The sequence below is a fragment of the Arthrobacter sp. ZGTC412 genome (assembly GCF_002929215.1).
Taxonomy (GTDB): Bacteria; Actinomycetota; Actinomycetes; order Actinomycetales; family Micrococcaceae; genus Arthrobacter.
This window is the reverse complement of sequence record NZ_PJII01000004.1, coordinates 198,334-223,256: the sequence shown is the minus strand read 5'-3', so window position 1 is coordinate 223,256 and position 24,923 is coordinate 198,334. Positions and strand designations below refer to the sequence as shown.

Here is a 24,923-nt window from a genome sequence, read left to right as displayed (position 1 = left end):
TTCCACTCTTGATTGCGGGAGTCGCGCCCGGACAAGTTGCCGCGGAATGACTTCGCCAATGCACGATGAGCGCGTGCGACGCACCGTTGCCGGGACCAACCTCGGGAACAACCGCGATTCCACCCGGCAGCATAATCTTTCCACCGTGCTGGGCCTGGTGCACTCCATGGCCGGCGTTTCCCGCGCACAACTGACCCGGGCCACCGGGCTCAACCGATCAACTATCGGGGCGCTCGTGGGTGAACTCGTCCACCTCGGCCTTGTGGTGGAGAGTGACCTCGACCAGGCACAACAGCACGGCCGCCCCAGCATCATGATTGAACCGAGTCCCGGCGCGCTGGCACTGTCGGTGAACCCGGATATCGATGTGGTCAGCGTTGCGCTTGTTGCCTTGGGCGGGCACATAGTGAACCCTGTCCGCTTCCATACCGTCCGCGCGCCGTCGGTAGCGGAAGTGGTAAATATCGTGAAGGCGATTTACACGGGGATGCGCACCTCGCTTCCCGCCCGTCACCGGATCATGGGCGTGGGGCTGGCCATTCCGGGGCTGGTGGATCCTGTGGATGGCACCGTCATAGAGGCCCCGCATCTTGGCTGGCGTGACCAGCGTCTCGCAGCGCTCCTCAGCGAGGCCTTGAAACTGCCGGTCACCGCAGCAAATGACGCTGTCGCCGGTGCACGTGCGCAGGCCACATTCGGTGCGGGCCGCGACGTTCGGGACCTTGTCTACCTTTATGGCGGAGCGAGCGGCATAGGCGGAGGTGTCATCAGCGGAGGGCGCCTTATTCGAGGAGCCACGGGATTCGCCGGACAACTTGGGCACACTCACGTGCGCTCAGGCGGGACCGCTTGCACCTGCGGGTCCTACGGCTGCCTTGAAGCCGAGGTCACGCGTGAAGAGCTGATTGCTGCAGTCGGCTTACCGGCCGGGGAAAGGGAGAACCTCGAAGAGGCCGTGTTGGAGAAACTGCAGGACGAGTCCGCGTCCCAGGAGTTGCGGGACATCATCGACCGGCAGGTCGCACTTCTGGCTATCGGACTGAAGAGCGTGGTCAACCTGCTGAATCCGTCCCTGATCGTGCTGGGCGGTTTCCTGCGCATCCTCGTTCGCGCCGCACCGGACGCCCTCGGCGAAGCGCTGCGCACTCCGGGAACACGCGGGCCGCGGGAGAGCGTCGCCATCGAGTTGGCTCCCCTTGGCGAAGATTCCATCCTGGTTGGTGCCGCGGAGCTCGCCTTCGAACCCCTCATCCGGGATCCCGCCGGTTTCCTGCGCCCCCAGGATGACGACGCCGATGCGAGGGTTCCGTCCGCGTAATTCTCCGCGGCAGGTAACCAAAAAGCGGATCCTGTTCCAGCTTTCGGCTGGGACAGGATCCGCTTCATTCTTTGGGCCGGTGGCCCTTATAGTGCAACCACTGCTACTCCGCGGAGCATCAGTTGGCTACGGCAAGTACCACCTCAGCGGTTCCGGTCAGCGGAGCAGATGCGGCGTCGCCGGCGTCGGTGTAGCTGGCGCTGAAGACTGCTGAAAGGTCGTCTACGGCCGGGTCATGGCCCTCGGGAACGGTAGTGGTGAGGGTGCCGGTGCAGCCCGAGGTCGTGGTCTGCGGGTGTCCGTGCGTGTGGTGGCCGAGGATGTAGGTCACCTTGACAAGTGAGCAGTCAACCGGCTGGTCATCCGTAACGCGGACCTCGTAGCTGACAGTGTCGCCGAAGCGGAACTCCTGGCCTGCGACGGGGTTGATGAACTCAATGACCGGTGCCTGGTTGCCTACCTCAATTGCCACCTCTGCGGACGAGTGGCGCCCACGGTGCTTGCCGCCCTGGTCCGTGACCTTCAGGCTCGCAGTGTAGGTTCCGATTTCCTCATAGGTCCAGGTGGGGTTCGCTTCCTCAGAGTCCACGACTCCATCGGAGTTGAAGTCCCACTCGTAGCGGATCTTGTCGCCGTCGGCGTCGGCAGTGCCTTCGCTCGAGAACTTCACGGTCAGCGGTGAGGCACCCGCCGTCGGCGTTCCGGCGGCTACCGCCACGGGGCTGTGGTTGCCGCCTGCGCCGATGTAGTCGATGCGGGAAAGCTGCGCGTCGGGGTTCTCACCGAAGTAGCCATCGCCATATTCGAGAACGTAGAGGGCACCGTTGGGCCCGAACTCCATGTCGATGGGGTTATCGACCACGAGGGAGTCGACGACGTTCTCGATCGAGACGAGGTCCCCGTTCTCCACGGTCATGCCCTTGATGTAGTCGCGGGTCCATTCGTAGAAGAAGGACTTGCCGTCGTAGTAGGACGGCCACGCAACAGGGGCGCGGCCCTTGGTTGCCTTCTCGTCGAACTCGTAGGCAGGGCCGGCCATCGGGCCAATTCCGCCGGTTTCCAGCTCAGGGAATTCGGCAGAGGCGCCGTAGGAGAACCAGACCTCAGGCTGGACTACCGGGGGCAGCTCCCGGAGGCCAGTGTTGTTTGGTGAATCGTTCACGGGAGCAGCACAGTTGAATGTTTCACCGGAGGTGCCGGTGGCGAAGTCGTAGTCGACGTACGGCAGTTCAGCGGTAGCGCAGTAGGGCCAACCGTAGTTGGAAGGCTCGTTGACTACAGCCCACTTGCCGGTGCCTGCAGGGCCGCGGAGGGGGTTGGCGGAACGCGCGTCGGGGGAGTAGTCGGCGATGTAGAGATCGCCGGTGCTCTGGCTGAGTTCGATGCGGAAGGGGTTGCGCAGGCCCATCACGTAGATCTCAGGCCGGGTCTGGGGAGTGCCGGGCTGGAACAGGTTGCCTGCGGGGATGGTGTAGCCGCCGCCGTCCTTGGGCGTGATCCGCAGGACCTTGCCGCGCAGGTCATTGGTGTTCGCGGAGGTCCGCTGCGCATCCAGCGCGGGGTTGCTGGTGGGGCGCTCGTCGATGGGGGTGTAGCCGCCCGACTGGAACGGGTTGGTGTCATCTCCGGTGGAGAGGTACAGGTTGCCCTCGGCATCGAAGACGATGTCGCCGCCGACGTGGCAGCAGATGCCGCGGTCCACGGGCACTTCGATGATCTCCTGCTCGCTGGCGAGGTCGATGGAGGAACCGTTGAACTGGAAACGCGAAAGCACCAGGGAGCCCTTGAACTTATCGAAGTCCGCGGCTGTGCCGGTGAAGGGCGCGTCACCCTCGTTCACGCCGGTGGTTGCGGGATCATCCACAGGGGTGTTCTGCGGTGGCGAGTAGTACAGATAAACCCAGTTGTTGCCCTTGGTCCCGAACTTGGGATCAAGGGCGACGCTCTGCAGGCCTTCTTCGTCATGCTCGTAGACATCCAGGGTTGCGGCCAGCGTGTTAAGGCCGGTCTCCGCGTCGTTGAGCCAAACTTCGCCGCCGCGGGTTGTGTGCAGAACGTCGTTGTTGGGCAGAACGGCCAGGTCAACGGGCTCGCCCGGGCCGTCGTTGAGCGTTACCTTCTGGAAGTTGGCATCGGGCGGAGCTACGTCGGGAGTGCCGCCCGGCTGGGCCTGCGCCGGTCCGACTGCGAGGGAGGTGGCCATCAGGGCAGCCATAGCCAAGCCGGCACCAGCTCGGGCGGTGCGTCTTTTGGTAAAACCGGTGGCATCGGCCCGATGCCCGGAAGCTTGCGCTATCCCGTGTCGATTAACAGTCATCGTTCACTTTCTTCTCGTCATTGAGGACCCGGACCAGCCGGACTCAGGTCACTTAGAACGCTAGTTGAGCCAACCGCAATTGCCTAGTGGTTTCAGAAAACAAAATTGAGCAGATCTTGAGCTGCCAGCTTATTTACGGGCATCCGCGACTGCGACAGCGCCGCAAACTGCCTGCCGTAGTTTTGTTGTTTGGAACGCTAAATTTAGCTTCGGATTCCCTGTGTCTGGAGAACAAGCTCCTTCACTGCAGCCGCAGGCACCTGCCGGCCACTGCTGAGGAGAACCTCTATCGAGGAAGGAATCCGGTCCTCCGAGCCAATGATGAGGGGCGTGCCGGCTGCGGAATCCGGGAGCCGTCCGTGAGTGCCCCGCACGTGCGTCGGATCCAGTGGCACGGTACTCATGGCATACCGCAGTCCCAGCTTCTTTTTCACCAGGTTGAGCCCTGCTTTTGCCTTCGCCAGCTTGTCTGCCGGATTGAAGAAGAGCTCGGCGGGATCGTAACCCGGTTTCCGGTGGATATCGACGCCGCGCGCATACTCGGGTGCCCGGTCGTCGTCGAGCCAGAAGTAATAGGTGAACCAGGCGCGGGGCTCCGCTACGGCAACGAGCTCCCCGGACCTTTCATGATCGAGTCCGTAACGGGCCTGCGCCTCCCGGTTCAGAACCTCGTCCACTCCATCAGTCCCGCGAAGAACCGCCGCCACCCGCTCCACGTCTGCCGGGTCGGAGACGTAGACGTGTGCAACCTGGTGATCAGCCACGGCAAACGCCCGCGACGTCCACGGATCGAGTTGCTCCCGGCCGTCCTGCACGTAGACCTCCAGCAGGCCTTCCCTGCGCAGGACGCGGTTGATATCCACGGGCCTGCTTGCTTCTTCGATCCCATACTCGGCCACGGCAATCACCGCGTAGCCACACGTCTGGGCTTCATCCAGCAGCGGCGCCAGGGTGCGGTCGAGTTCGGAAGCTGCGCGCGAAGCCTGCGGTGAATTCGGTCCATACCGCTGCAGGTCGTAGTCCAGATGCGGCAGATAGGCCATCAGCAGGTTTGGTGACTGGTTCCGCATGACGTGCCGCGTGGAGTTGACGATCCACTCACTCGACTGGATGGTCGCCGTCGGGCCCCAGTACTGGAAGAGCGGGAACTCACCGTAGCTGGCCACCAGTTCGTCGTGAAGTTCCGCGGGCCGGACGTAGGCATCGGGGGATTTGCGGCCATCCGCATGATAGACGGGCCTTGGGGTCACTGTTAGGTCCGTGGACATCCCCATGGCGTACCACCAGCAAATATTGCCTGCGCTGTACCCGGGATGCTGCCGGCGGGCGGCCTCCCAGATGTTCTCGCCGCTGACAAGCCTGTTGTGCTGGCGCCACAGGAAAACATCCCCGAGCTCCCGGAAGTACCAGCCGTTCCCCACGATCCCGTGCTGCGCCGGCGCCAAGCCTGTCAGCATGGTGGACTGAACCGTGCACGTGACAGCGGGCAGGACCGTAGCCAGCTCAGATGACCATCCCTGTGCAGCAAGCCGCGACAGGCGAGGCATTTGGCCCAGGGCCTTGGCAGTCAGGCCAACGACGTTCAGCAGCAGTACTGGTTTCACGGTTTTTCCTTGCTTCGGGTTGTCATTGGCGTCCGGCGTCAGGAGTGCTGGTCAGCGTGTGCGGCAGCAAACAGATTCGACTGCGCCCACTCAATCTCCGCTGCAATTCCGTCGGTGATGCCCACCGAAGCGCCGGGCAGCACGCTCCAGGTATAGGTCTCGATATCGAGGTGGACCTCAGATGCGTAGGGCAACTGGCGAACTTCGGTGACGGTCCGGCTCAGCACGTCCACGGTGGTCTCCAGAGGGGCGGAGGGGACGTGATGGAGGGGGATATGGAAGTGAACCCGCCACGCGCTTTCCCCTGGCAGCTCAGTGAGGGCTTCACCGAGATCGTCTGCAGCAACAACGCCGGTCGGCTGGGACTCCCGTACCTGGTGCAGGTATCGCGGTTCAACGAAGGCAGCCAGGGCCTCCCGGGCTGCCGGGTCGGACGGATCCGTGACGTGCAGGGCTGCTGACGCCTGTACCTTCACTATCCGCAAGCCAGCGGCATCGATCTCCTGGACAGCGTCCGCCGGGTCCGCGAACGAAACGGCAAGGTGGCAGGTATCCACGCACAAGCCTACGAACTCGGGATCCACGCCGCGTTCTATGCGGGTACGCAGCCAGCCGACCACGTCAGACACGGTATCGAGCACGCATCCCGGCTCGGGTTCGACGGCGACGCGGACAGTCTTTCCCGTACGTTCCCGCAGGTCACGCAACCCGGAGCTCAGCTCGGCAATGGCGGAGGTGGCGGCGTCGTCGTCGGCCTGTGTCCATGGCTCACGCCACGCAAGGGGCAGGGTCGAGATTGAGCCGGCTGTGCCCTCCGGCAGGAAAGCTGCCAGCACCTCGGCGCAGTCCAGCGTGTACTCCAACCGCGCACGCTCCGCCCACGTCGGCTTGTAAACGTCGAGCTTGACTACCTCATTGTGGAAGCCGCCGTAGGGGAAGGCATTGATTGTGTGCAGCTGCAGCCCTTCAGCATCGAGGACGTCGCGGAGGGCAGCGCGGTCGTCTGTATTGTGGACCAGCTGACGGGCCAGCCCGGCGGGTAACCACAGCCCCACGCCGAGGGTATCCAATCCGACGGTGCGGCGGATGGGACCGGCGTATTCGCGGAGCTGCCGGATCACGCCGTCGAGATCCTCGGCGGGATGGACGTTGGTGCAGTATGAGAGGAGCATCAGACCCTGGCCCCCCGCAGGACGGAGTTGCCCTCGAAACCCGCTGCCGCATCAGGCAGTTCAGCCGCATCGAACCCGGGGATCGGATCAAGGATGAGCTGGCCGCTCTGGCCGTAGAACTCGACGGGATTGCGCCAGAGCACCTTGTCGACGTCGTCGGTAGTGAAGCCGGCCGCGAGCATCGCGTTGGCGGTGCTGACGGTCTTCAGGGGGTCCGACCTGCCCCAGTCCGCGGCTGAGTTGACCAGCACCCTTTCGGTTCCGTACCTGTTCATGATCGCGACCATCCGCTGCTCATCCATTTTGGTGTCCGGGTAGATGGAGAACCCCATCCATGCGCCGGCGTCTTTCACCATCTCAACGTTCGTTTCATTGAGGTGGTCGACAACCACCATGCCCGGCGTGATGCCTGACTCTCGTACGACGTCGAGCGTCCTTTGAGTGCCGGCGAGCTTCTCCCGGTGTGGAGTGTGCACCATGGCCGGCAACGAATACTCAAGCGCAAGTTGCAACTGGCGGCTGAATGCCTCGTCCTCGGCGGGAGTCATCGAGTCGTAGCCAATTTCACCGATGGCCACGACGCCCTCCTTCGCCAGGTAGCGGGGGATCTCGTCCAGCACGGGAACGCACCGCGGATCGTTCGCCTCCTTGGGGTTGAGTGCGATTGTGGCGTGATGCCGAATGCCGAATTGGGCGGCGCGGAACCGTTCCCAGCCGAGCAGCGAGTCGAAGTAGTCGATGAAGGAGCCCACGTTGGTGCGGGGCTGGCCCATCCAGAACGCGGGTTCCACGAGCGCACGCACTCCGTTGGCGTAAAGGGCCTCGTAATCATTGGTGGTCCGGCTGGTCATGTGGATGTGGGGGTCGAAAATACGCATATCTGCTTCCCTTAAGAAGTGGTGGAATAGCTGGATGAGGACTGCAGGATCAGATGGACGTCCTCGGGGATCGGACGCCCGGCGGCGCTGCGTTCCGCAGCGAAGTCGCGTGCCATCCGCGCAAGCTCGGCATCAGCCCGTTCCTGGAGATCAGTGACCGCGCCGAGGCTGATGCCCATAAAAACCAGCTTCAGCACGGCATGGCGCCAGCTGTGCTGGTCCAGGTAGGCGGCGGCGAAGGGACCGACGGCGGCTGCAACAATGCCGCTTTCGCTGGTCCTCAGGGCCTCCGCTGTCAGGCGCACTCCGGCGGTGACGACGACGGCCGGAGGTTCCGGCGAGCGCGTTGCCAATGCCCCCAATCCCTTCAGCACGCCCCGGCGTTCGGCGGAATCGCCGCCGTCGTAAAGCGTCAACAGGGTTTCTGCCAGTTCATGGGGAGAAAGGACCTCTCCAAGCCATCCGATCAGCTGGCCACGCGCATTGTCGCTTACGGTGCCGTACAGAACACCGGCGGGATCGGCATCCGGACGCAGAGGGCCGCGGCCGAGGCGGCGGCCGGCCATGGCAAAAATCCTGCCAAGGCTGGCGGGGTCGGCGGCGATCGCCGCTGTGCTTTCCCGCAGCCATCGTTCCGATTCCGCCCTGGTTCCCGCTTCGCCCCAGGCGGTGCCGAGCGCCTCCATACTGCGCACCGCCAGCCCCGGCGCGTCGTGGGAGTGCCGCGGAAACTCGACGGCGGCAACGCCACGGTAGCCGAGCTCGGCCAGGGTCGCGAGTGCGAGCGGCAGGTCGACGGTGCCTTCACCAAACGGCAGGTGCTCGTGGGCGTGCGGGCGCATGTCGTCCAACTGGACGTTGGCCAGGAGTGGACCGGCCTGCAGCAGTGCGCCCCTCACCCCGGCCGGCTCCACTACTACACAGTGGCCGATATCCACGGTCACCCGCAGGTTGTCCGGATTGCCAAGTTCTTCGCGCAGGCGCAGCACGTCGGAAACCGTCTCGACCAACATTCCCGGTTCGGGTTCGACGGCGAGTAGGACGTCCCTGCCGCGTGCATACTCCACGATGTCAGCGACCCGGGAGGTAAGCCGCTGCCATCCCGTTTCGGGGGTGGCATCCTCAGGAAGTATGCCGGAGAAGAAGGAGACGCACTCTGCCTGCAGGACGGCTGCTATGTCAACAGCACGGCGCAGGAAGGCGACCCGGGCTTCGGCCTTTTCATCCACAAGCGCGGGCCGGTGCTTGTGCCGCGGGTCGAGCAGGAAACGCGTGCCCGTTTCAATGACGACGCGAAGCCCAAGCTCATCGAGCCGGCTTCGCAGTGCCTGCAGTTGCGCGTCCAGGTCCTCCGCAAACGGATCCAGGTGCGGGTGGCCCAAGGTCAGGGCCACTGCGTCGTAGCCCTGTTCCGCGAGGAGTTCGAGGGCGATGGGAAGGGGATGGTCGGCGAAACCGTTGGTACCGTATCCCAGGCTGAAGGGCATCGTGGGTGCTGATGCGGATGTAGGTGCTGTCATGACTCGCTTATCCTCGAACTCCGGGGACGGGAACGCAGGACCATGCCGAGCAGGTCCACTGATGCAAGCACTCCGGCAGCGGCCACGTTTCCCTGCCGCAGCGTGAGTGCAGTCTGCAGGGGGATCATCGCCCGGATGCCTGCCTTCGTGGCCTCAAGTGCGTTCGTCGCCACCGGATTGCGGGCAGCCCGCACCTGAGCCGGACCGCAGCGGACGGCATAGGCGGCCGCCGCGGCAAGCACAGCAACAAATTGGACGCGGCGTACAGCAGTACCGGCAACTACGGCACCTGCCAGCAGGCCAGTGCCGGCAGCAACGCCGGAAGCCGTCGCCGTCGTTGTTCCCTCGACTTCACCGCGGGAAAGGAGGGTGACAGCCACCGTGTGACCGCCCATGATGCCGGCCGCGGCGAGTGCGGGGCGAACGTGCCCGGAGCCCGCGCCCATAAGTACGTCCAGGGCACGGCAGGACGCCATGGTGAGTGCACCGGCCACCGCATGGCTTTTGGCCAGCAGGTCATAGGTCCAGATTGACGCGGCCAGCGGAAGTGCCACGGCGAACGCCCGCCTGCCGCCCCCGGCAGCGCTGAAGCCGAGCCCGGCCACGGTCAGGGTTGCCGCGGCAGCAAGTGCGTTGCGTTCGCTGACCCTCCCGGACGGTATAGGCCGTCCCGGCCGTTCGCGTGCATCGATCCCGCGGTCGGCGTAGTCATTCAGGGCCATTCCCCCGGCATAGAGGCAGGCGCTCGCAAGGGGAAGGATCATCCGGCGGCCGCTAAGCGCGTGCCCGGCGGCGGACCCGCCCACGAGCGTGTCTCCGAGGACGGTAAGGACGGCCGGCGCACGGACCAGTTCAAGGTAATCGTTGATGCGGCTCACTGCTGCTCGGGGCTCCCAGTGCCGGCCGCCAGCTTCGCGCTGGCCGCCTGTGCCCACTCCACGAGGTTGTTGGTCTGGTTCGCAAACGAGTGTTCATCGCTGCCCCACGGATCCTTGAAGAAGAATCCCAGGGCGCCTACGTGGTTTTCTTCTCCGGCAGCATGGGCCAACGCCATCAGCCGTGAGAGGTCAAGCACCATGGGTGCGGCCAGCATGGAGTCGTAAGCGCTCCAGGTAGTCTGCAGCGTGAGGCGGGAGCCGAGGAAACCTTCAACGTTGATGTGGTCCCAAGCCACCTTCGTCTCGCCGAGATCCTGGACGTTGTCAATGTGAAGCGGGGTAACCGCCCCTCCGGTCAGCTCCTGGAGCCCCCGGTTCTTGGACTGCAGTTTCCCTGCAACGGCCCGCGGGTCAGCAAGCGTCGCTCCGTCACCGCCGCCGAGGAGGTTCGTTCCGGCCCAGGACAGGACACGCAGCCCGCGGGCGGCAAAGGCCGGAGCCAGAACGGACCGCAGCCAGGTCTGGCCCGTCTTTCCATCCTGCCCGGCGGTTGGAACACGGTGCTGGGATGCCAGTTCGCGCAGCGCAGGCACGTCAAGAGCAGTGGAAGGTGTGAAACACACGTAGGGAGAGCCAGCCAGGACGGCGGCGTAAGCACTGACGGAGCTGGGCGGAAGCACCGCGCGTGCCGGCTCCTCGAGCGCGGCCAGGAGCAGGTCCGCGTCACTGAACTCAGGGATTGGCTCAACCGGCGCTTCCGTGGAAGCGACGTCGAGAACAATGACGCGGTTCAGGCGGTTGGAGTGCTTGAAATCCCTGATGTCCTGGGCAAGCCGTTGCACCACTTCGGCCTGCGACTCCGACTTCTGCGCCGCGTTATAGCCCGGCCGCACGCGCTGGTCGGTTTCCACGAGCTGGGGTCGGACGGATTCGAGCAGGTGAAGCGGAAGCATCCCCGATTCAACGAGTGCCTCGGCGCGCTTGGTCATGCAGACGTCGCTAATGTCATGGCCGCCCACCACAAAGTCCGCGAAGTCGGGAAGCGCGACTTCGCGGAAGGGTTCCTGCTCCGTGACGCAGCCGGTGGCGTTCGCGAGGCCGGCGGAGATGGCGGCCAGGCCCACCGCGGCTGTGGTTGCCACTGACCCCCGCGCGCCGATCAGCCAGATGCCCGTCTTTCCGTAGGTATATGTGGTCGGTCCTGCGCTCGAGGTCACGCCCGTTGTCCCCTCAGCTGATTTACCCAATTTGATGTCCTTTCAAGATGCGGTGTGCAAGCCCTCAGCGGGCGGGCTCCATGAGCCGGTCGAAGATCCAAGGGTCAGTAGGAGTAGCAGGTGAGGAAGTTGAAGCTGTCTTCAGCGAATTCGCGGGTAACCGGGGCACCATCACGTTCCACCACGTAGTACTTCACCGTTCCCTGCGCTGCGTCGAGGACCGGGGCCCAGTCGATGTCGCCTTCGCCGACGTCGGTGGGGATGGCCCGTGCGTCCCCGTTCAGGAAGCCGTCCTTAACATGCAGGAGTTCAATGCGGTCGCCATGCTCCTCGATGAGACTGACGACGTCGACTCCGGCGTGAGCTGCCGACAGGACGTCCAGTTGGAAAGTCACATACCGCGGATCGGTGTTCTCCACCAAAATTTCCCAGGCGCTCTTGACTTCCCCGGTTTCCGGATCGGCGAACTGGTTGGTGAATTCACCCTGATGGTTGTGGACGAAGATCTTGCCGGTGCCCGCCTTCTTTGACATCTCGCCCAAGCGGTTCAAAGTCTGCGCCGTCGCCAGGGTGTTCTCATAGGTGCTGATGCCAGGCGACGCGGATCCGCCCGAGCCCGTGTATTTCTGGCCAATTGCCTTCGCGTACGCGAGGGTCCCGTCGAACTGCGCCTCGTTGGTGCTGCCGTGCGACGTGGGCGCCTTCAGGCTGTACCTGCCGAGCAGGTCGGCGAACTCGGACGAAGTCCGGCCCTCGTAGGTGCCGCCGAAGGGCTCCACATTTTGGTAGCCGATGTCGCTTAGCTCGGCGAGGACGGCCTCGGTGCCTACCTCACGCGTCCAACCCCAGTAGCTGAACATCTGGATGGAAATTTTGCTGGCGGGAACGCTTCTGCCTGCGCAATCAGCGGCCGTGTACGAGTTGGGGGAATCGGGAGCTGCGGCAGTCGGACTGGCGAGTGCTGCAGTGGCCGCCATGGCCAGTGCGGCAGTTGCAGCGGCCCTGCGGACACCCAGCCGCCAGTGGGGGCCGCCGAAGTTGATGTCAGTGATCAAATCTTCCTCCTTGAAGTGATGCTGCATCTAGCCCCGTCGGCGCCCTTCGAAGGGCGTCGCCCTGTGAGGCGTCGATCACAACGAACCTAACACGACTAATGACGGCAAACAACGAATGTCGTCCGCTCCTCGATGTATTCGCGCTTCCAGAGGCGTTCCTTAGACCGAACTGGCGCTGAGTTATGCGGATTTGGGTAGTGGGCGCGTCGGCCTGGCGTCATTGATACCTTCTCTCTGAATCACCGCCCTAGCCGAAACCAGACGTCAGGTGCAAGCGGCCGCTCTCTGACCCTTTTGTCGAAAGGTGTGCTTTAATTAGTCGATGAGTGACATAAGTACTTTTAACGGCTTGGGTTCGTCCGGAGCGAGTGAACTGTTCCAGATCCTGCGGGACGGGCGCCCGCGTACGAGGACTGAACTCGCGGAGAAGATGGGACTCGCACGTTCCACCATCACGCTTCGCATTGAGGCGCTTATGGAGCTTGGGCTGGTCGGCTTCGTCGACGATGCTGTTTCCACCGGCGGGCGCCCCTCGTCGCGCATTGCGTTGAAGGCCGGCAGTAAGGTGGTCCTCGGTGTGGACATCGGAGCATCGCACCTGAGTGTGGCGGTTACGGATCTCACCGGTCACCGCTTGCGGGAGGCCGCGCGCAGCATCGAAGTAACCCAGGGTCCGGACATAGTGCTGGAGGCTGTTGTCGAACTGGGTACCGAGCTGCTCCGGGACTCCGGGCGGGCAATGACGGATCTCCTGGCAATCGGCATCGGCCTGCCTGGGCCGGTGGAGCATAGGACCGGCAGGCCCATCAATCCGCCGATCATGCCCGGTTGGAACGGCTTCGACGTTCCGGGCCACCTGCAGGCCCACTTCCACGTTCCGATCCTCGTAGACAACGACGTGAACATCATGGCACTGGGGGAGCGCAATGTTGCGTGGCCAAACATTGACAATCTCATCTTCGTTAAAGTCGCCACTGGCATCGGCTCGGGCATCGTATCCAGTGGCATGCTCCAGCGCGGCGCGGATGGAGTTGCCGGCGATATCGGGCATATCCGGGTGCACAATGGTGCCGGCGTTCCGTGCCACTGCGGAAATTTGGATTGCCTCGAAGCCGTCGCATCAGGACCCGCCGTCGCGTCCAGGCTTCGCGAGCTCGGCGTGGAAGCGAACACCAGCGAAGACGTAGTACGCCTTGTCGGCGCCGGCAGTGCTGAGGCCGTACGAGCGGTGCGGCAGGCAGGAAGGGACGTGGGTGAGGTTCTCTCCGCCTGCGTCAGCCTCATGAACCCGTCTGTCATCGTCATTGGCGGCTCCATGGCGTTGACGGGCGAGCACTTCATCGCAGGCATCCGGGAGGTCGTTTACTCCCGCACCATTCCGCTGGCAACCCAGCACCTCCAAATCGTCCAGTCCAGCTCGGGACTCGATGCGGGAGTGCTCGGCGCCAGCATGCTGGCAATTCACCACGCCATGTCTCCGCAGCGCATCGATGCTATGGTTTTGGGCTTGTCGGGTGCCTTGACCGTCTAAGTCGTCAACTTGCTTCAACCTCCCGACGGCTTTTGCTTGACAGGCAACAAAACCGGCCATTAGTCTCAAACCCAAAGCCCGGTCGATGGCAACGCTACTTTTAGTTCGGGGCGCCAATGGCCGGTCAGGCTGAAAGCCAACACCACTTTCTGCCTGGGTTTCAGGCGTCGTTACCGCGCGTGAAATCAGGGGATTCATGTCAGCGAAAGCGTGCATCACAGCTGCACCCTGAGTTCCTGCCCCCATCGCATCTGATGCTTATCTCGGCAACGGTGGAGCGCGAAGCTCACGGCGAAGACGCTGTGGGCGAAGCAACCAACCGTGGGCGGCGTTGCCGCTTGGCCGTGGTCAGCCTCTGCCGCGAGCCCTCTTAAACAACCCGCTGCGTTGCAGCTTCGCATGCTTCCCCTCACCAAAGCCGGTGAAGGAACGCATTACCTGCCAGGAAAGGCAAACATATGTGCTTCGGATTTAATGCCCCAGGCGCCCTTCGTCGTTCATTGGAAGAGAAGGGTGTCGACCGGCGCGGCTTCCTGAGGGGAGCGATGGCGGCAGGCGTGGGTGTCGGTATCGCCGGATTCGGCGGGACTGCCGCGATGGCCGCTCCGGCTGCCAAAGCGGCAGGCCGGCCGGTGCCACCCGGACTGATCAGCATCCAGCTGTACACGCTGCGCTCGATCATGCGCGGCGAGGGCGTGGATGCCACGCTGGCGAGCCTCGCCAACTACGGCTACACCAAGGTTGAACTCGCGGGTTTGTACGGGCGAACCGCCGGGGCGATGCGCTCGACGCTTGATTCACTCGGCATTACGCCCTCCTCCAGCCATGACGGCATCAGTGCCACTCCTGCCGCGCTCGAGACGAAAATCGCCAATGCCGTGACTCTCGGCCAGACCCACATCAACGTGCCGTACCTGGTTTCCAGCTCTGCAGCTGACTGGTACCGCTGGGCGGAGCAGATGAACGCGGAGGCCGCTGTTGCCCGGCAGGCCGGCCTCAAGTACGGCTACCACAACCACGCCCATGAGTTCACTACCGATCTCGGCGGCGGCCTGACCCCGTGGCACATCTTCACGAAGTACCTCGATCCAAAACTGGTCCACCTTGAGGTGGACCTCTACTGGGCAGTGACCGCCGGCGTTGGCGTGGGTGCAAAAGATCCTGTCCAGTTTGCCATTGATACCATCCTCCAGGCTCCGCAAAAGGTCCTGCAGTACCACGTGAAGGACCGCGCCACCGCGGGCGATTTCGCGGACCTCGGAACCGGAACCATCGACTTTGCACGCATCTTCCGGGCGCACACGCCGAAGGAATTTATCGTCGAGAACGACCAGCCCGATGTCACGCCGCTGCAGACGGCCGAGGTGGGCTACAACTACCTTCGGGGGCTCCGCTTCTAACGGGGGCCGCTCACATTTGAGAGCCGGGCCTGTGCTATGGGGGAGCGCAGGCCCGGCTCCGCCGTCCGATGCTCGTCATCCCGCTCTTCGTTGCGGAATTCCCTTGTCTGGCGTTGCCGGAAAATCGAATAGGAGCCCCCAATCTCCGCGTAAAACATGGATAGTTGTTGCTACCAGCCTCATTGTCATTCACGTTGAGGCCCGCGCCTGAAAGGAATGCCCCTGTGAATGCTTCAGGCTTGCTAGGCCCACCTATGACTGGCACTACAACGTCCGGCAATGCCATGCCGTTCTTGAATGAAGCATGGCGCAGCTTCATAGGCAGGACGCGGGCATGACAGATCAAGAGTTAGTTGTACTTTTGGACGCGCACGGCCAGCCCTGTGGGACAGCGCCGAAGCAGGATATCCATGATCACCAAACCCCGCTTCATTTGGCGTTTTCCTGCTACGTATTTGATCGAATGGGGCGAATTCTTGTTACCCGGCGCGCCCTTGTGAAAGCTGCCTGGCCAGGTGTGTGGACCAATTCGTTTTGCGGACATCCGGCTCCACACGAGGATATGGTGGACGCGATTCGGCGGCGAGGCCAGTGGGAACTCGGAATCGAGGTCCTGAATGTGGAGCAGCGCCTGCCGCAGTTTAGGTACAGGGCTGTTGACCCGAATGGCATTGTGGAAAACGAACTGTGCCCTGTCTTTACAGCCCTAACTGATGATTCGGTAGCGCCGCGACAATCTGAGGTGTGCGAGTACCAGTGGGTTTCCATGTCAAGCCTCGAGGCGGCAGCGGAGTCCGCCCCATGGGCTTTCAGCCCCTGGCTGGTCCTGCAACTAAAAGAGCTGCGCACCAGCCTCCTGTAAGGCGCTCCCTGGAACAGTAAGGCGCGAATTTACCCGTTCAGGGATTGGAAGTGCTGACTGGCCCGGCGCCGTCTGCCGAAACAAGGCTTGCAGGGAGCGCCGCCCTGCCCTCGCGGCGGGCCAGCAGGAACGCCGCTGCAAAGAGCGCCGCCAGGATGGCAGCGGCCAGCCAGGCCAGCCCAGGCGTTCGTGGCCAGGCTCCTGCCAGGCCGAGGAAAGCGGGGATGGTGGCCGTCGCCTGGCTGGCCAGAACCAGGCCCCAGCCGATGGCCGGGTCCAGGCATCCCAGGCCGAGGGCCATCGAGGCGAACATCAAGCCCCAGAGAGCCGCCCACGCCAGCCATAGCACGGCAAGCAGGGGATCCGTATTAAGCCAGGCGGCGGCCAGCAGGAGTCCGACGAACGCAACCATGCCGCAGAACCAACCCAGCCCCTTCGACCCGAGGTTCAGCAGGACGTCCAGACCCACGTAGACGTACGTCAGGCCGAACAGGAACATGCCCGCGGCAGTCGGCAATAGGCCTCCACCGCCGTCGTCATTTGTCACATATCCGACGGCGAGGACCAGTTGGATGGACCCCACCACCAGGCTGAGCACTGCTGCATCGCGGCGCGGCAGGTGCCCCAGGATGGCGAGGCCGTTAATGAGAAGTGCGGCGCCGGAGAGGAGGAGGCATACGTGTGGCATCAGGACACCCCGCAGGTAAAACGCGACCGGACGGGTGATTTCATAAAGTGGAATTTCGTTGTCACAATACGGAGAATAGCGCTGTGCTCGTCTGCTCGCCTAACAGTACCGAGTCGTAATCCGATAAGTTGAAACGTAAACTTCCTGGGACAGTGCTGCCTCCGCGCCGCCGTCCCGCGTTCGCCCACGGTAAGGAATAGTTCATGGATGCACGGCTGGAGGCCATCAGGGACACGGTCCTGGCCCGGAACCCCGGCGAGGCGGAATTCCACCAAGCCATCACGGAGGTCTTCGAGAGCCTGGGGCCGGTCCATGACAGGCACCCCGAATTCCTTGAAGCCGCCATCCTGGAGCGGCTCTGCGAACCCGAACGGCAGATTATCTTCCGGGTACCGTGGACCGACGACGCGGGGCGCGTGCAGATCAACCGCGGCTTCCGGGTGGAATTCAACTCCGCCCTGGGCCCCTACAAAGGCGGCCTGCGGTTCCACCCCTCCGTCTACCTTGGCATTGTTAAGTTCCTTGGCTTCGAGCAGATCTTTAAAAACGCCCTCACCGGCATGCCCATCGGCGGCGGGAAGGGCGGCTCCGACTTTGACCCCCGCGGCCGCAGTGACGCCGAAGTGATGCGGTTCTGCCAGTCATTTATGACCGAGCTCTACCGCCACATCGGCGAATACACCGATGTCCCGGCCGGCGACATCGGGGTGGGCGGGCGCGAGATCGGCTACCTGTTCGGCCAGTACAAGCGCATCACCAACCGCTATGAATCCGGCGTCCTCACGGGCAAGGGCATCTCCTGGGGCGGCTCTCTGGTGCGGCCCGAGGCCACTGGTTTTGGGACGGTGATCTTCACGCAGGAAATGCTGAAGACGCGGGCGACATCCTTCGATGGCCAGCGTGTGGTGGTCTCCGGCTCCGGCAACGTGGCCATCAACGCGATCGCCAAGGCGCAGGCGTTGGGTGCCACGGTGGTGGCCTGCTCTGACTCTTCCGGTTACGTGGTGGATGAGGCCGGCATCGACATCGTGCTGCTCCGCGAGGTGAAGGAAGTGGAACGGGGCCGCCTGAAGGACTATGCCGAACGCCGGGGCGGCGCCTCCTACGTGGAAGGCGGCTCCGTCTGGGACGTGAATGCCACCGTGGCGTTGCCCTGCGCCACCCAGAACGAGCTCGACGGCGATGCTGCCGCCCGGCTGGTCCGCAATGGGCTCCTCGCCCTAGGCGAGGGTGCGAACATGCCGTCCACGCGCGACGCCGTGGCAGTTTTCCAGGAAGCCGGCGTGCTGTTTGGCCCGGGCAAGGCGGCCAATGCCGGCGGCGTGGCGACGTCGGCCTTGGAGATGCAGCAGAACGCCAGCCGTGACTCATGGTCCTTCGAGCACACGGAAGAGCGGCTGACCGAAATCATGGTGGGCATCCACCACCGCTGCGCGTCCACCGCTGACGAGTACGGCGACCCGGGCAACTACGTGCTCGGCGCCAACATCGGCGGCTTCGTCAAAGTGGCCGACGCGATGCTGGCACAGGGGCTGATTTAGCAGGACCTCTCATCGGTTCCTTCCTCTGGCCGCCACACTCCAACGGTCCACGAGTTGTCCCTGCTTTACGACGGCCACCTCATCCACAAGGTTGATAGCCAGGCACACGTGGTTGGGGATGACCCTCAGCCGCGTGCCGATGGGCGGTGGCGCCCCGCCGTCGTGCCATTCCACCGTGGCGTGGTGCTCCGAGAGGGCGGTGATCCGGGCGTTGGCATGGTCGATCAGCCGGCCGTATCCGGTTGCCCAGGACGGGCGGTCACTGCCCAAAATCTTGCTGCCGGCGTCAACGATGAAGCGCCCAGGGGTTCCCGGCGGAGTGTTGTGGTGACTGACCACGGTGGTGGCCACGGTGAGGGCGATGTCTTCGAGGGCGCACCTGCCCAGCTCAAATTGCTGGGCGTCACCAAAGACGTAGACGCCAGGACGCACTTCGGTGGCAACGGAACCTTCGGTGAGCAGCGCCGTCGGGGTGGATCCGCCGCTGCGGACCTGCGCCTCGAACCCAGCCTCGGCAAGGGCCTCTGTCGCATGCTTCAAAGCTTCCCGCTCCTGCACCACCGCCTCGATCGACATCCCCGGGGCGTAGCTGTGGCCCGGGAAGGTGAACACACCTGCCACCCGCAAGCCGGCGCCGGAGGCTGCCCGGGCCACCTTTGCCGCCGCTTCCGGCAGCACGCCGCTGCGGTGGTGGCCGCTGTCGATCTCAACAAGGACGGCAACTTCCGCGGCCGCGTCGCCCAAGCCCTCTCCGAGCATTGCGGCGCCGGCCGCAGAGTCCACGCCGACTGAAATTGCTGCCGTTGCCGCCAGCCGCCGGAGGCGTTCAGCCTTCCGCGGCGAGAGCCACAGGGGGTAGGCAATAAAGATGTTGTCCACACCTCCGGCCGCGAACACCTCCGCCTCGCCGATGGTTGCCACGGTCAGTCCCGCTGCACCGGCCGCGAGCTGCCGGGCTGCGATCTCGGGGATTTTGTGGGTCTTGGCGTGCGGTCGCAAGGCAAGGCCTTTAGCCTGGACTGCGCGGGCCATCCGTTGGATGTTCCGGTCCAGGACATCCACGTCGACCAGGATTTGGGGTGTATCGATTCCGGCGGGAATGGTCATTCTTCCGGCCTCCTCAGCGCCAGGCGCGCTCGATATGGTCAACACTCTTTGGCATTACGAAGCCGCAAACTCCTAGGCCTCCTCGAACCAGTTCCGGGCAGGGTTGGTGACTTCCGGGACCGAACGCTCCAGTTCTGGCTGGGCGGCCCACTTCACGCCGTTCGCCAGGACCCGTTGGATCTGCGGGTGGTGGTAAACCGGGTATTCCTGGTCGCCGGGGCTGAAGTAGAAGATGCGCCCCTTGCCACGGGTGAAGGTGACGCCGGAGCGGAACACCTCGCCGCCGGCGAAGGAGCTGATGAAGATCAGGTCGTCCGGGTCCGGGATGTCGAACAGCTCGCCGTACATTTCCTGCTCTGGGATAACGATGGGGCTGTCCACGCCTTCAGCGATGGGGTGCGAAGGTTTCACGGTCCATACGAGCTCGCGCTCGCCGTCGTTCCGCCACGCGAGGGAGCAGGTGGTGCCCAGCAGCTTGGTGAATACTTTGGCGAAATGCCCCGAGTGGAGCACGATCAGCCCCATTCCGCCGAGAACGTGCCGGTGGACGCGTTCGACGACGGTGTCGCTCACCTCATGATGCGCCATGTGCCCCCACCAGAGCAGGACGTCCGTCTCCGCAAGCACGTCCTCGTCAAGGCCGTGCTCTTCGTCGGTGGCAAGGACCGCCGTCGTGATTTCCGCTTCCGGGTAGTAGGAGTGGAGACCAGCGGCGATGGCGCCGTGGATGCCGTCGGGGTAGATCTCCCCGATGTGGGACGGCTCGTTGATGGCCTCGTGGACGCCCTCGTTCCACACCCGGATCCTCAGTTTGCCGTTCATTAGAGACGAACCTCCCTCTGCTCCCGCGCGGACTGGTAGCACGCGTCGATGACCTGTGCCCGGTAGAGGGCCAGGGATCCGTCGTGCTCACCCCAGATTCCCGCTCCGCCGCGCACTGCCGTTACGAAATCTTCCACAACTCCGTCGTGTGCGCGCCCCGGCAACACCGACGGCACGTAATCGGCGGATTCGCCGTCCTTTTCCGTGAACACGCGAAGCTCGCCAACGGGCGGGAAAGGTGCACCCTGTACCTTGAGCTCGGCCCCGCCGTCGGTCCCGTAAACCGTGAAGTCCAGCAGGTCGTCCGTCTCCCGGTAGGTGGCCCAGCTCGCCTCGATCAGCAGGGTGCCGCCACCTTCAAGGCGAAGGAAGGCGGACGCGAAGTCTTCCACCTCAAACGCGTGCCTGGACGCCAAAGCGGAGTACTGGCTTCCGCCGCCCCGCCCTTGCGGGCCCAGCTCTGAATGAGTGGCTGCGGAAACCGACACGACTTTCGGTTCACCGAGAAGGTGCAAAGCGTAGTCCAGCGCATGCACGCCGATGTCCGCCAGCGGTCCGCCGCCTGCCAGTTCGGGGTTGGTGAACCAGCTGCCCAGCGTGGGAATACCCGAGCGGCGCAACCAGGATGCCTTGGCGTAGTACGGCCGGCCCAGCCCGCCCTGCTCGATGACGCCCTTGAGGGCCTGGATGTCACCCCGGCGGCGGTGGTTGAAGGCTACGTCCAGGACGCGTCCCGCCTTGCGGGCCGCGTCCACCATGGCCTGGCCTTCCACGGCGTTGCGTGCAATGGGCTTCTCGCTCAACACGTGGATTCCCCGCTCCAGGGCGGCGACGGCGATGGGCGCGTGCAGGAACGTAGGAACGGCCACGCTGATGGCGTCGAGGCCGCCGTGCTCCAGCATTTCTTCCCAGTCCGAGAAGGCACTGGGTATGGAGTATTCGGCCTGGAGCGAGCCCCGGAGTTCCTGTTCCATTCCGGCCAGAGACACGATGCGGACGCCTCGCAGGGAAGCGTAGGCCTTGAGATGCTGCTGTCCCGCCCAGCCAATGCCGACGACACCTACCCGCAGTTCCTGGCGAGTTTCGCTTGCCGGCGCTTTTTGAGGGGCAGGTGCCTGCTGACCGGACGACTGCTCGTTCTTCACGGATGCTTCCTTTTCCTTGGCGGGTGACGGTTGTGACTTGGTGCTCTTGGAATCGATTCGCCGTGCTGCTGCGGGTTTCCCCAGCATAACTGGCCCCGACGAAGGTCGTTCAGGGGCGGCCTCTGTGCCCGGGGAAGTGGCTTCAACGGGGCACCGTAGACTGCTCCTGTGCTCTACGAGGAGTTTCCCGCACCGGCCCATCTTCAGCCTTTCGTCAGCCATTTCTGGTTTGTCCGTGGTGCGCCGGTGGCGAAGTACGAAAAGATACTCCCCGGGCCGCTGGCGCACCTGGTCCTGAATCTGTCATCGCCGTACCGCCTGCTTGACCCGTTCGTCGCTTCCGCGGAAGCTGCAGCTGCCGAAGTCGCAGTCGGTTTCTACTCGGGCATCCAGCGGACCTACCTCATCAGCGAAAACCCGCCGGAGCTGTTCAACGTCGGCGCTGCGCTGCAGCCCTACGGCATCGCGGCACTGACCAACGTGCCGCCGTCGGACCTGCAGGGAAAGGTACAGGACTCGGACGGTTTCCTTCCTGGCTTCGCGGAGCTGCGGGCGGACCTGGCATCCGCTGGCCCGGCTGCTGCCTTCGCAGCGCTGGAACGCTTCCTGACCTCCCGGCTGCGCCCGGGAGTGGACGAGCGCACACGCCAGGCAGTTGCGCAGTTGGCGGCCGAGGACATCCCCGTGGCGGAGTTGGCCGCACACGTGGGCATCAACCCCTCCACGCTGCAGCGGCTGATGCTCCGGAACTGCGGAATCACACCGAAGGGCTACTCCGATGTGTGCCGTTTCCACCGCTTCGCTACGGCTGCCGCCCGGCTCCCCGCCGACGGCGCCAGCGGCCGGGACCTCCTCGCGCTGGCTAACTACTACGATCAGCCGCACTTGATTCGGTCCTTTCGGCGCTTCAGCGGGTTCACGCCGTCGGAATACCTCCGCGTGGTCCGCGAGCATGGGCCTGAGTACGCCACATTCGTTCCCCTTGACCGCGTGGGAGACGGCCAGCCGGTGGCCCGCTAAAGCCGTAGATCCGGCCGCCCTAAGAAGCCACGAGCGTGCCGTTTTTGTACAAGACTCCGCCGGCCAGCGGCCATAAGCTCCAGCCAATGACGCACTCAAAAGCGCCCACGGGAAGGGGCCTGCGATGGAAATCGACATTAACTGGGTGGCTGTACTGCTGGCTGCCTTGACCACATTTGTGGTGGGCGGGCTCTGGTATTCCGTACTCTTCGCCAAGGTGTGGCAGCGCGAAGCCGGGGTGACGGACGAACAGCTGAAGCATGGCACGGTCCGGGTTTTTGTGGGGTCCTTCCTGCTTGCCGTGATCATGGCTGTGGTGCTGGCCGCATTCATCGGCGATGCCGGCGCAGGCTTTGGCGCGGCGGCGGGGCTTGCCGCGGGCGTGGCCTGGGTCGCGGCGGCATTGGGCATCAACTACCTCTTCGAACGGCGCAGCCTGACCCTCTTTGCCATCAATGCCAGCTACAACGTGGTGTCATTTGCAGCCATGGGGGCGACCATTGGCGCCCTGCAATAGGCGTCTTATTGATGTTTAGTGGCCGCTCCTGGATTTTTCTTCCGCACGCGGTACGTCATCAAGACGCAACCGCCGTCGATGGTACGCAATTCGGTTAGTTCAAGGGCAATGCGTCGCGTTTGGTGGAAAAACGGGATGCCCGACCCCAGCAGTACGGGATGTACGTTCAGACTGATCTCATCAATAAGGCCTGCCTCGAAGAGCGAGCCGGCGAGCTCGCCGCCGCCCATCACGCAGATACCACTACCCGGTTGTTCCTTGAGCTGCGTCACGAAGCCAATTGCATCAGCAGAGATGAGCTCCACTCCCGACGGGGGTTCCGTGAGCGTCCGGGAGAAGAGGTAGGTGGCGACAGCCGGTGTGCCGCTGCCCTCGTTGCTCGCGGAGGGGTTGCTGGAGTCGGGCCCACCGCCCATGCCTTGGGCGGCTGCGAACTCCCACGTCTTCCGGCCCATCAGTACGGCATCCACAGTGGACCAGTACTGAGCCATGACCTCCTCCACGTCGCGGCTGAAGTGGAGCCAGTCGATGGCGCCGTCACTGCCGGCGATGAACCCGTCAAGGCTGCACGCTGCACCATAAGTCACGGTCCGCATCCGTCTTCCTTCCACTTTCGAGTCCCCTCAAAAACTGTAGGCACGCGGCGGCCTTTGGCGACAGGCCTCGGAAGAATGTGCCCTTGCTGCCTTTCTCCGCACCCCACCTGGCTGCCCGCCTGCAATCAGTGGGACTGCTGAAACTCACAGGTGGATGACTGAAACCATCATTTAACACGCCCGAAACCTACCCAAAAATGGCAGCCATACAGTTGGAGCACGACGGCAATAGCTACCCTCCGATGAACGTGGTACTGACCCCGCGTCCCTCCTCCGGAGCGGCTCTGACGGCAACTTACCGTTCTCTCTTCGCATCACGAAAGGGGTTTCCCATGGATTCGGGAAATGTCGCTTGGATTCTGGCCAGTTCAGCGCTGGTCTGCATGATGATCCCCGCCCTGGCCCTATTTTACGGGGGCATGGTGGGGTCGCGCCGCATTCTCAACATGATGATGATGTGCTTCGGTGGCGCCAGCCTGGTGGCTGTCCTCTGGGCGCTGTTCGGCTACTCGATGGCCTTTGGAAACTCCGTAGGCGGCCTGGGACTCATCGGTGACGTCACCGAGTTCCCCGGCATGGCGCAGCTGCTCCCGGCGGATGAGGGCGCCTCCATCCCCGTGGTCCTGTTCGCCGCGTTCCAGCTGTTCTTCGCCTGCGTTACAACTGCCCTGGTTGCGGGAGCCGCAGCCGGCCGCATGAAGTTCGGCGCCTGGATGCTGTTCGCTGGAATCTGGGCCACCATTGTCTACTTTCCCATCGCGCACTGGGTGTTCGCGTTCTCCTCGGCCGACGGCAGCGTTACCGGCGGCTGGATTGCGAACGGCATCAAGGCAATCGACTTCGCTGGTGGTACTGCGGTCCACATGAATGCAGGCGCCGCCGCCCTGGCCCTTGCTTTGGTCCTGGGCAAGAGCTCGGGCTGGCCCAAGGTGGAGCACGCCAAGCCGCACAGCCGGCCGCTGGTTCTCATCGGTGCAGGGCTGCTGTGGGTGGGCTGGTTCGGCTTCAACGCCGGCTCCGCACTTTCAGCCGGCCAGTCGGCGTCGGTGGTTTTCCTGAACACCGCCGTTGCCGCTTCGGCCGGCCTCCTCGCCTGGGCACTCGTTGAGCGCCTGCGCCGCGGCGCAGCTACCAGCATGGGCGCGGCATCCGGCCTAATCTCGGCACTGGTGGCCATCACGCCCGCCTGTGGTGCAGTGAGCCCTCTCGGGGCGGTGGCCATCGGTGCCATCGCCGGGGCCGTCTGCTCCCTGGCCATCGAGCTGAAGTTCCGCCTGGGCTATGACGATTCGCTCGACGTCGTCGGCGTCCACCTGGTGGGCGGCATCCTCGGCACGCTGCTGATCGGCCTGTTCGCAACCGACGCCGCACCCAACGCTGTCAACGGCCTGTTCTACGGCGGGGGCGTCGCACTCCTGGGTGTCCAGGCGCTGGCAACCGTCACGGTGCTCGCTTACTCGTTTGGCATCACCTGGATCCTTGCAAAGATCCTGGACAAAACCGTTGGCCTGCGCATCAAGCCGGAAGACGAGATGCGTGGCATCGACCTCGCTGCCCACTCGGAGCTGGCATACCTCACAGATGAGGATCCCGTGGAGCTTGGTTCGCCTCAGCGGGCCTAGCACGCGCTAAGAATTTCGGGTGGCAGAGGCGCCCGGGATACGAGTCAGGCAGAGGGCCAAACCGTGGACCGGTGCCAGCAGCAGCTGGCTTATAGTTCCAGGGCTTGGCCCTT

General features: G+C 63.9%; 21 protein-coding genes. 8 read left to right on the top strand and 13 right to left on the bottom strand.

Going from position 1 to position 24,923, the window contains the following annotated elements:
- The first annotated feature begins 73 nt into the window (after positions 1-73).
- Positions 74-1,318 (top strand): ROK family protein, encoded by a 1,245-nt coding sequence (locus CXQ88_RS07785; protein WP_258061738.1) that lies wholly within the window; start codon positions 74-76, stop codon positions 1,316-1,318.
- A 118-nt stretch (positions 1,319-1,436) separates the two neighbouring features.
- Here CXQ88_RS07785 and CXQ88_RS07780 read toward each other — a convergent pair whose 3' ends face one another.
- From CXQ88_RS07780 to CXQ88_RS07745, 8 genes are all read right to left on the bottom strand, one after another.
- Positions 1,437-3,521: a PQQ-dependent sugar dehydrogenase gene (locus CXQ88_RS07780; RefSeq protein ID WP_219816310.1), complete on the bottom strand. Its 2,085-nt coding sequence runs from the start codon at positions 3,519-3,521 to the stop codon at positions 1,437-1,439.
- Between the two features lie 317 nt (positions 3,522-3,838).
- Positions 3,839-5,239 (bottom strand): alkaline phosphatase family protein, encoded by a 1,401-nt coding sequence (locus CXQ88_RS07775; RefSeq protein ID WP_104043583.1) that lies wholly within the window; start codon positions 5,237-5,239, stop codon positions 3,839-3,841.
- A 38-nt stretch (positions 5,240-5,277) separates the two neighbouring features.
- Entirely contained in the window at positions 5,278-6,411 is a 1,134-nt protein-coding gene (eboE, locus tag CXQ88_RS07770; protein ID WP_104043582.1) for a metabolite traffic protein EboE, read from the bottom strand.
- Positions 6,411-7,289, bottom strand: a complete 879-nt coding sequence (locus CXQ88_RS07765; protein ID WP_104043581.1) for a TatD family hydrolase — start codon at positions 7,287-7,289, stop codon at positions 6,411-6,413. Before CXQ88_RS07765 ends, eboE begins: the two co-directional genes overlap by 1 nt.
- An 11-nt stretch (positions 7,290-7,300) precedes the next feature.
- Positions 7,301-8,809, bottom strand: coding sequence for an EboA domain-containing protein (locus CXQ88_RS07760; RefSeq protein WP_219816309.1), 1,509 nt, complete (start codon positions 8,807-8,809; stop codon positions 7,301-7,303).
- Positions 8,806-9,687: an SCO3242 family prenyltransferase gene (locus CXQ88_RS07755; RefSeq protein ID WP_258061736.1), complete on the bottom strand. Its 882-nt coding sequence runs from the start codon at positions 9,685-9,687 to the stop codon at positions 8,806-8,808. The genes CXQ88_RS07760 and CXQ88_RS07755 overlap by 4 nt, the downstream gene beginning before the upstream one ends.
- On the bottom strand, positions 9,684-10,904 hold the full coding sequence (locus tag CXQ88_RS07750; protein WP_258061734.1) for an inositol-3-phosphate synthase: 1,221 nt from the start codon (positions 10,902-10,904) through the stop codon (positions 9,684-9,686). Before CXQ88_RS07750 ends, CXQ88_RS07755 begins: the two co-directional genes overlap by 4 nt.
- A gap of 104 nt (positions 10,905-11,008) precedes the next feature.
- Entirely contained in the window at positions 11,009-11,959 is a 951-nt protein-coding gene (locus CXQ88_RS07745) for a sugar phosphate isomerase/epimerase family protein (protein WP_181037441.1), read from the bottom strand.
- A 322-nt stretch (positions 11,960-12,281) separates the two neighbouring features.
- Here CXQ88_RS07745 and CXQ88_RS07740 point away from each other — a divergent pair, with 322 nt between their 5' ends.
- From CXQ88_RS07740 to idi, 3 genes are all read left to right on the top strand, one after another.
- Positions 12,282-13,490, top strand: coding sequence for an ROK family transcriptional regulator (locus tag CXQ88_RS07740; protein ID WP_104043579.1), 1,209 nt, complete (start codon positions 12,282-12,284; stop codon positions 13,488-13,490).
- A gap of 500 nt (positions 13,491-13,990) precedes the next feature.
- Entirely contained in the window at positions 13,991-14,890 is a 900-nt protein-coding gene (locus CXQ88_RS07735) for a sugar phosphate isomerase/epimerase family protein (RefSeq protein ID WP_219816307.1), read from the top strand.
- A 334-nt stretch (positions 14,891-15,224) separates the two neighbouring features.
- Positions 15,225-15,752 (top strand): isopentenyl-diphosphate Delta-isomerase, encoded by a 528-nt coding sequence (idi, locus tag CXQ88_RS07730; protein WP_104043682.1) that lies wholly within the window; start codon positions 15,225-15,227, stop codon positions 15,750-15,752.
- A gap of 37 nt (positions 15,753-15,789) precedes the next feature.
- Here idi and CXQ88_RS07725 read toward each other — a convergent pair whose 3' ends face one another.
- Entirely contained in the window at positions 15,790-16,440 is a 651-nt protein-coding gene (locus tag CXQ88_RS07725) for an AmiS/UreI family transporter (protein WP_104043577.1), read from the bottom strand.
- A 203-nt stretch (positions 16,441-16,643) separates the two neighbouring features.
- Between CXQ88_RS07725 and gdhA the strand changes: the two genes are divergently transcribed.
- Entirely contained in the window at positions 16,644-17,981 is a 1,338-nt protein-coding gene (gene gdhA, locus CXQ88_RS07720) for an NADP-specific glutamate dehydrogenase (protein WP_104043576.1), read from the top strand.
- Positions 17,982-17,990: 9 nt separating this feature from the next.
- Here gdhA and CXQ88_RS07715 read toward each other — a convergent pair whose 3' ends face one another.
- The 3 genes from CXQ88_RS07715 to CXQ88_RS07705 all read right to left on the bottom strand — a co-directional run bounded on the left by CXQ88_RS07715 (position 17,991) and on the right by CXQ88_RS07705 (position 21,055).
- The gene (locus tag CXQ88_RS07715) at positions 17,991-19,088 is read right to left on the bottom strand and encodes a D-TA family PLP-dependent enzyme (RefSeq protein WP_104043575.1); all 1,098 of its coding nucleotides are present in this window, start codon (positions 19,086-19,088) and stop codon (positions 17,991-17,993) included.
- A gap of 72 nt (positions 19,089-19,160) precedes the next feature.
- Positions 19,161-19,910, bottom strand: a complete 750-nt coding sequence (locus tag CXQ88_RS07710; protein WP_104043574.1) for a ThuA domain-containing protein — start codon at positions 19,908-19,910, stop codon at positions 19,161-19,163.
- The gene (locus CXQ88_RS07705) at positions 19,910-21,055 is read right to left on the bottom strand and encodes a Gfo/Idh/MocA family protein (protein ID WP_258061731.1); all 1,146 of its coding nucleotides are present in this window, start codon (positions 21,053-21,055) and stop codon (positions 19,910-19,912) included. Before CXQ88_RS07705 ends, CXQ88_RS07710 begins: the two co-directional genes overlap by 1 nt.
- 168 nt (positions 21,056-21,223) lie before the next feature.
- Here CXQ88_RS07705 and CXQ88_RS07700 point away from each other — a divergent pair, with 168 nt between their 5' ends.
- Positions 21,224-22,075: a helix-turn-helix domain-containing protein gene (locus CXQ88_RS07700; protein ID WP_104043572.1), complete on the top strand. Its 852-nt coding sequence runs from the start codon at positions 21,224-21,226 to the stop codon at positions 22,073-22,075.
- Positions 22,076-22,199: 124 nt separating this feature from the next.
- Positions 22,200-22,592: a DUF1761 domain-containing protein gene (locus tag CXQ88_RS07695; RefSeq protein ID WP_104043571.1), complete on the top strand. Its 393-nt coding sequence runs from the start codon at positions 22,200-22,202 to the stop codon at positions 22,590-22,592.
- A 5-nt stretch (positions 22,593-22,597) separates the two neighbouring features.
- Here CXQ88_RS07695 and CXQ88_RS07690 read toward each other — a convergent pair whose 3' ends face one another.
- A complete protein-coding gene (locus CXQ88_RS07690) occupies positions 22,598-23,188 on the bottom strand; it encodes a dihydrofolate reductase family protein (protein ID WP_104043570.1) in 591 nt (196 codons plus the stop codon).
- 332 nt (positions 23,189-23,520) lie between these two features.
- Between CXQ88_RS07690 and CXQ88_RS07685 the strand changes: the two genes are divergently transcribed.
- The gene (locus CXQ88_RS07685; RefSeq protein WP_104043569.1) at positions 23,521-24,810 is read left to right on the top strand and encodes an ammonium transporter; all 1,290 of its coding nucleotides are present in this window, start codon (positions 23,521-23,523) and stop codon (positions 24,808-24,810) included.
- Positions 24,811-24,923: the final 113 nt, after the last annotated feature.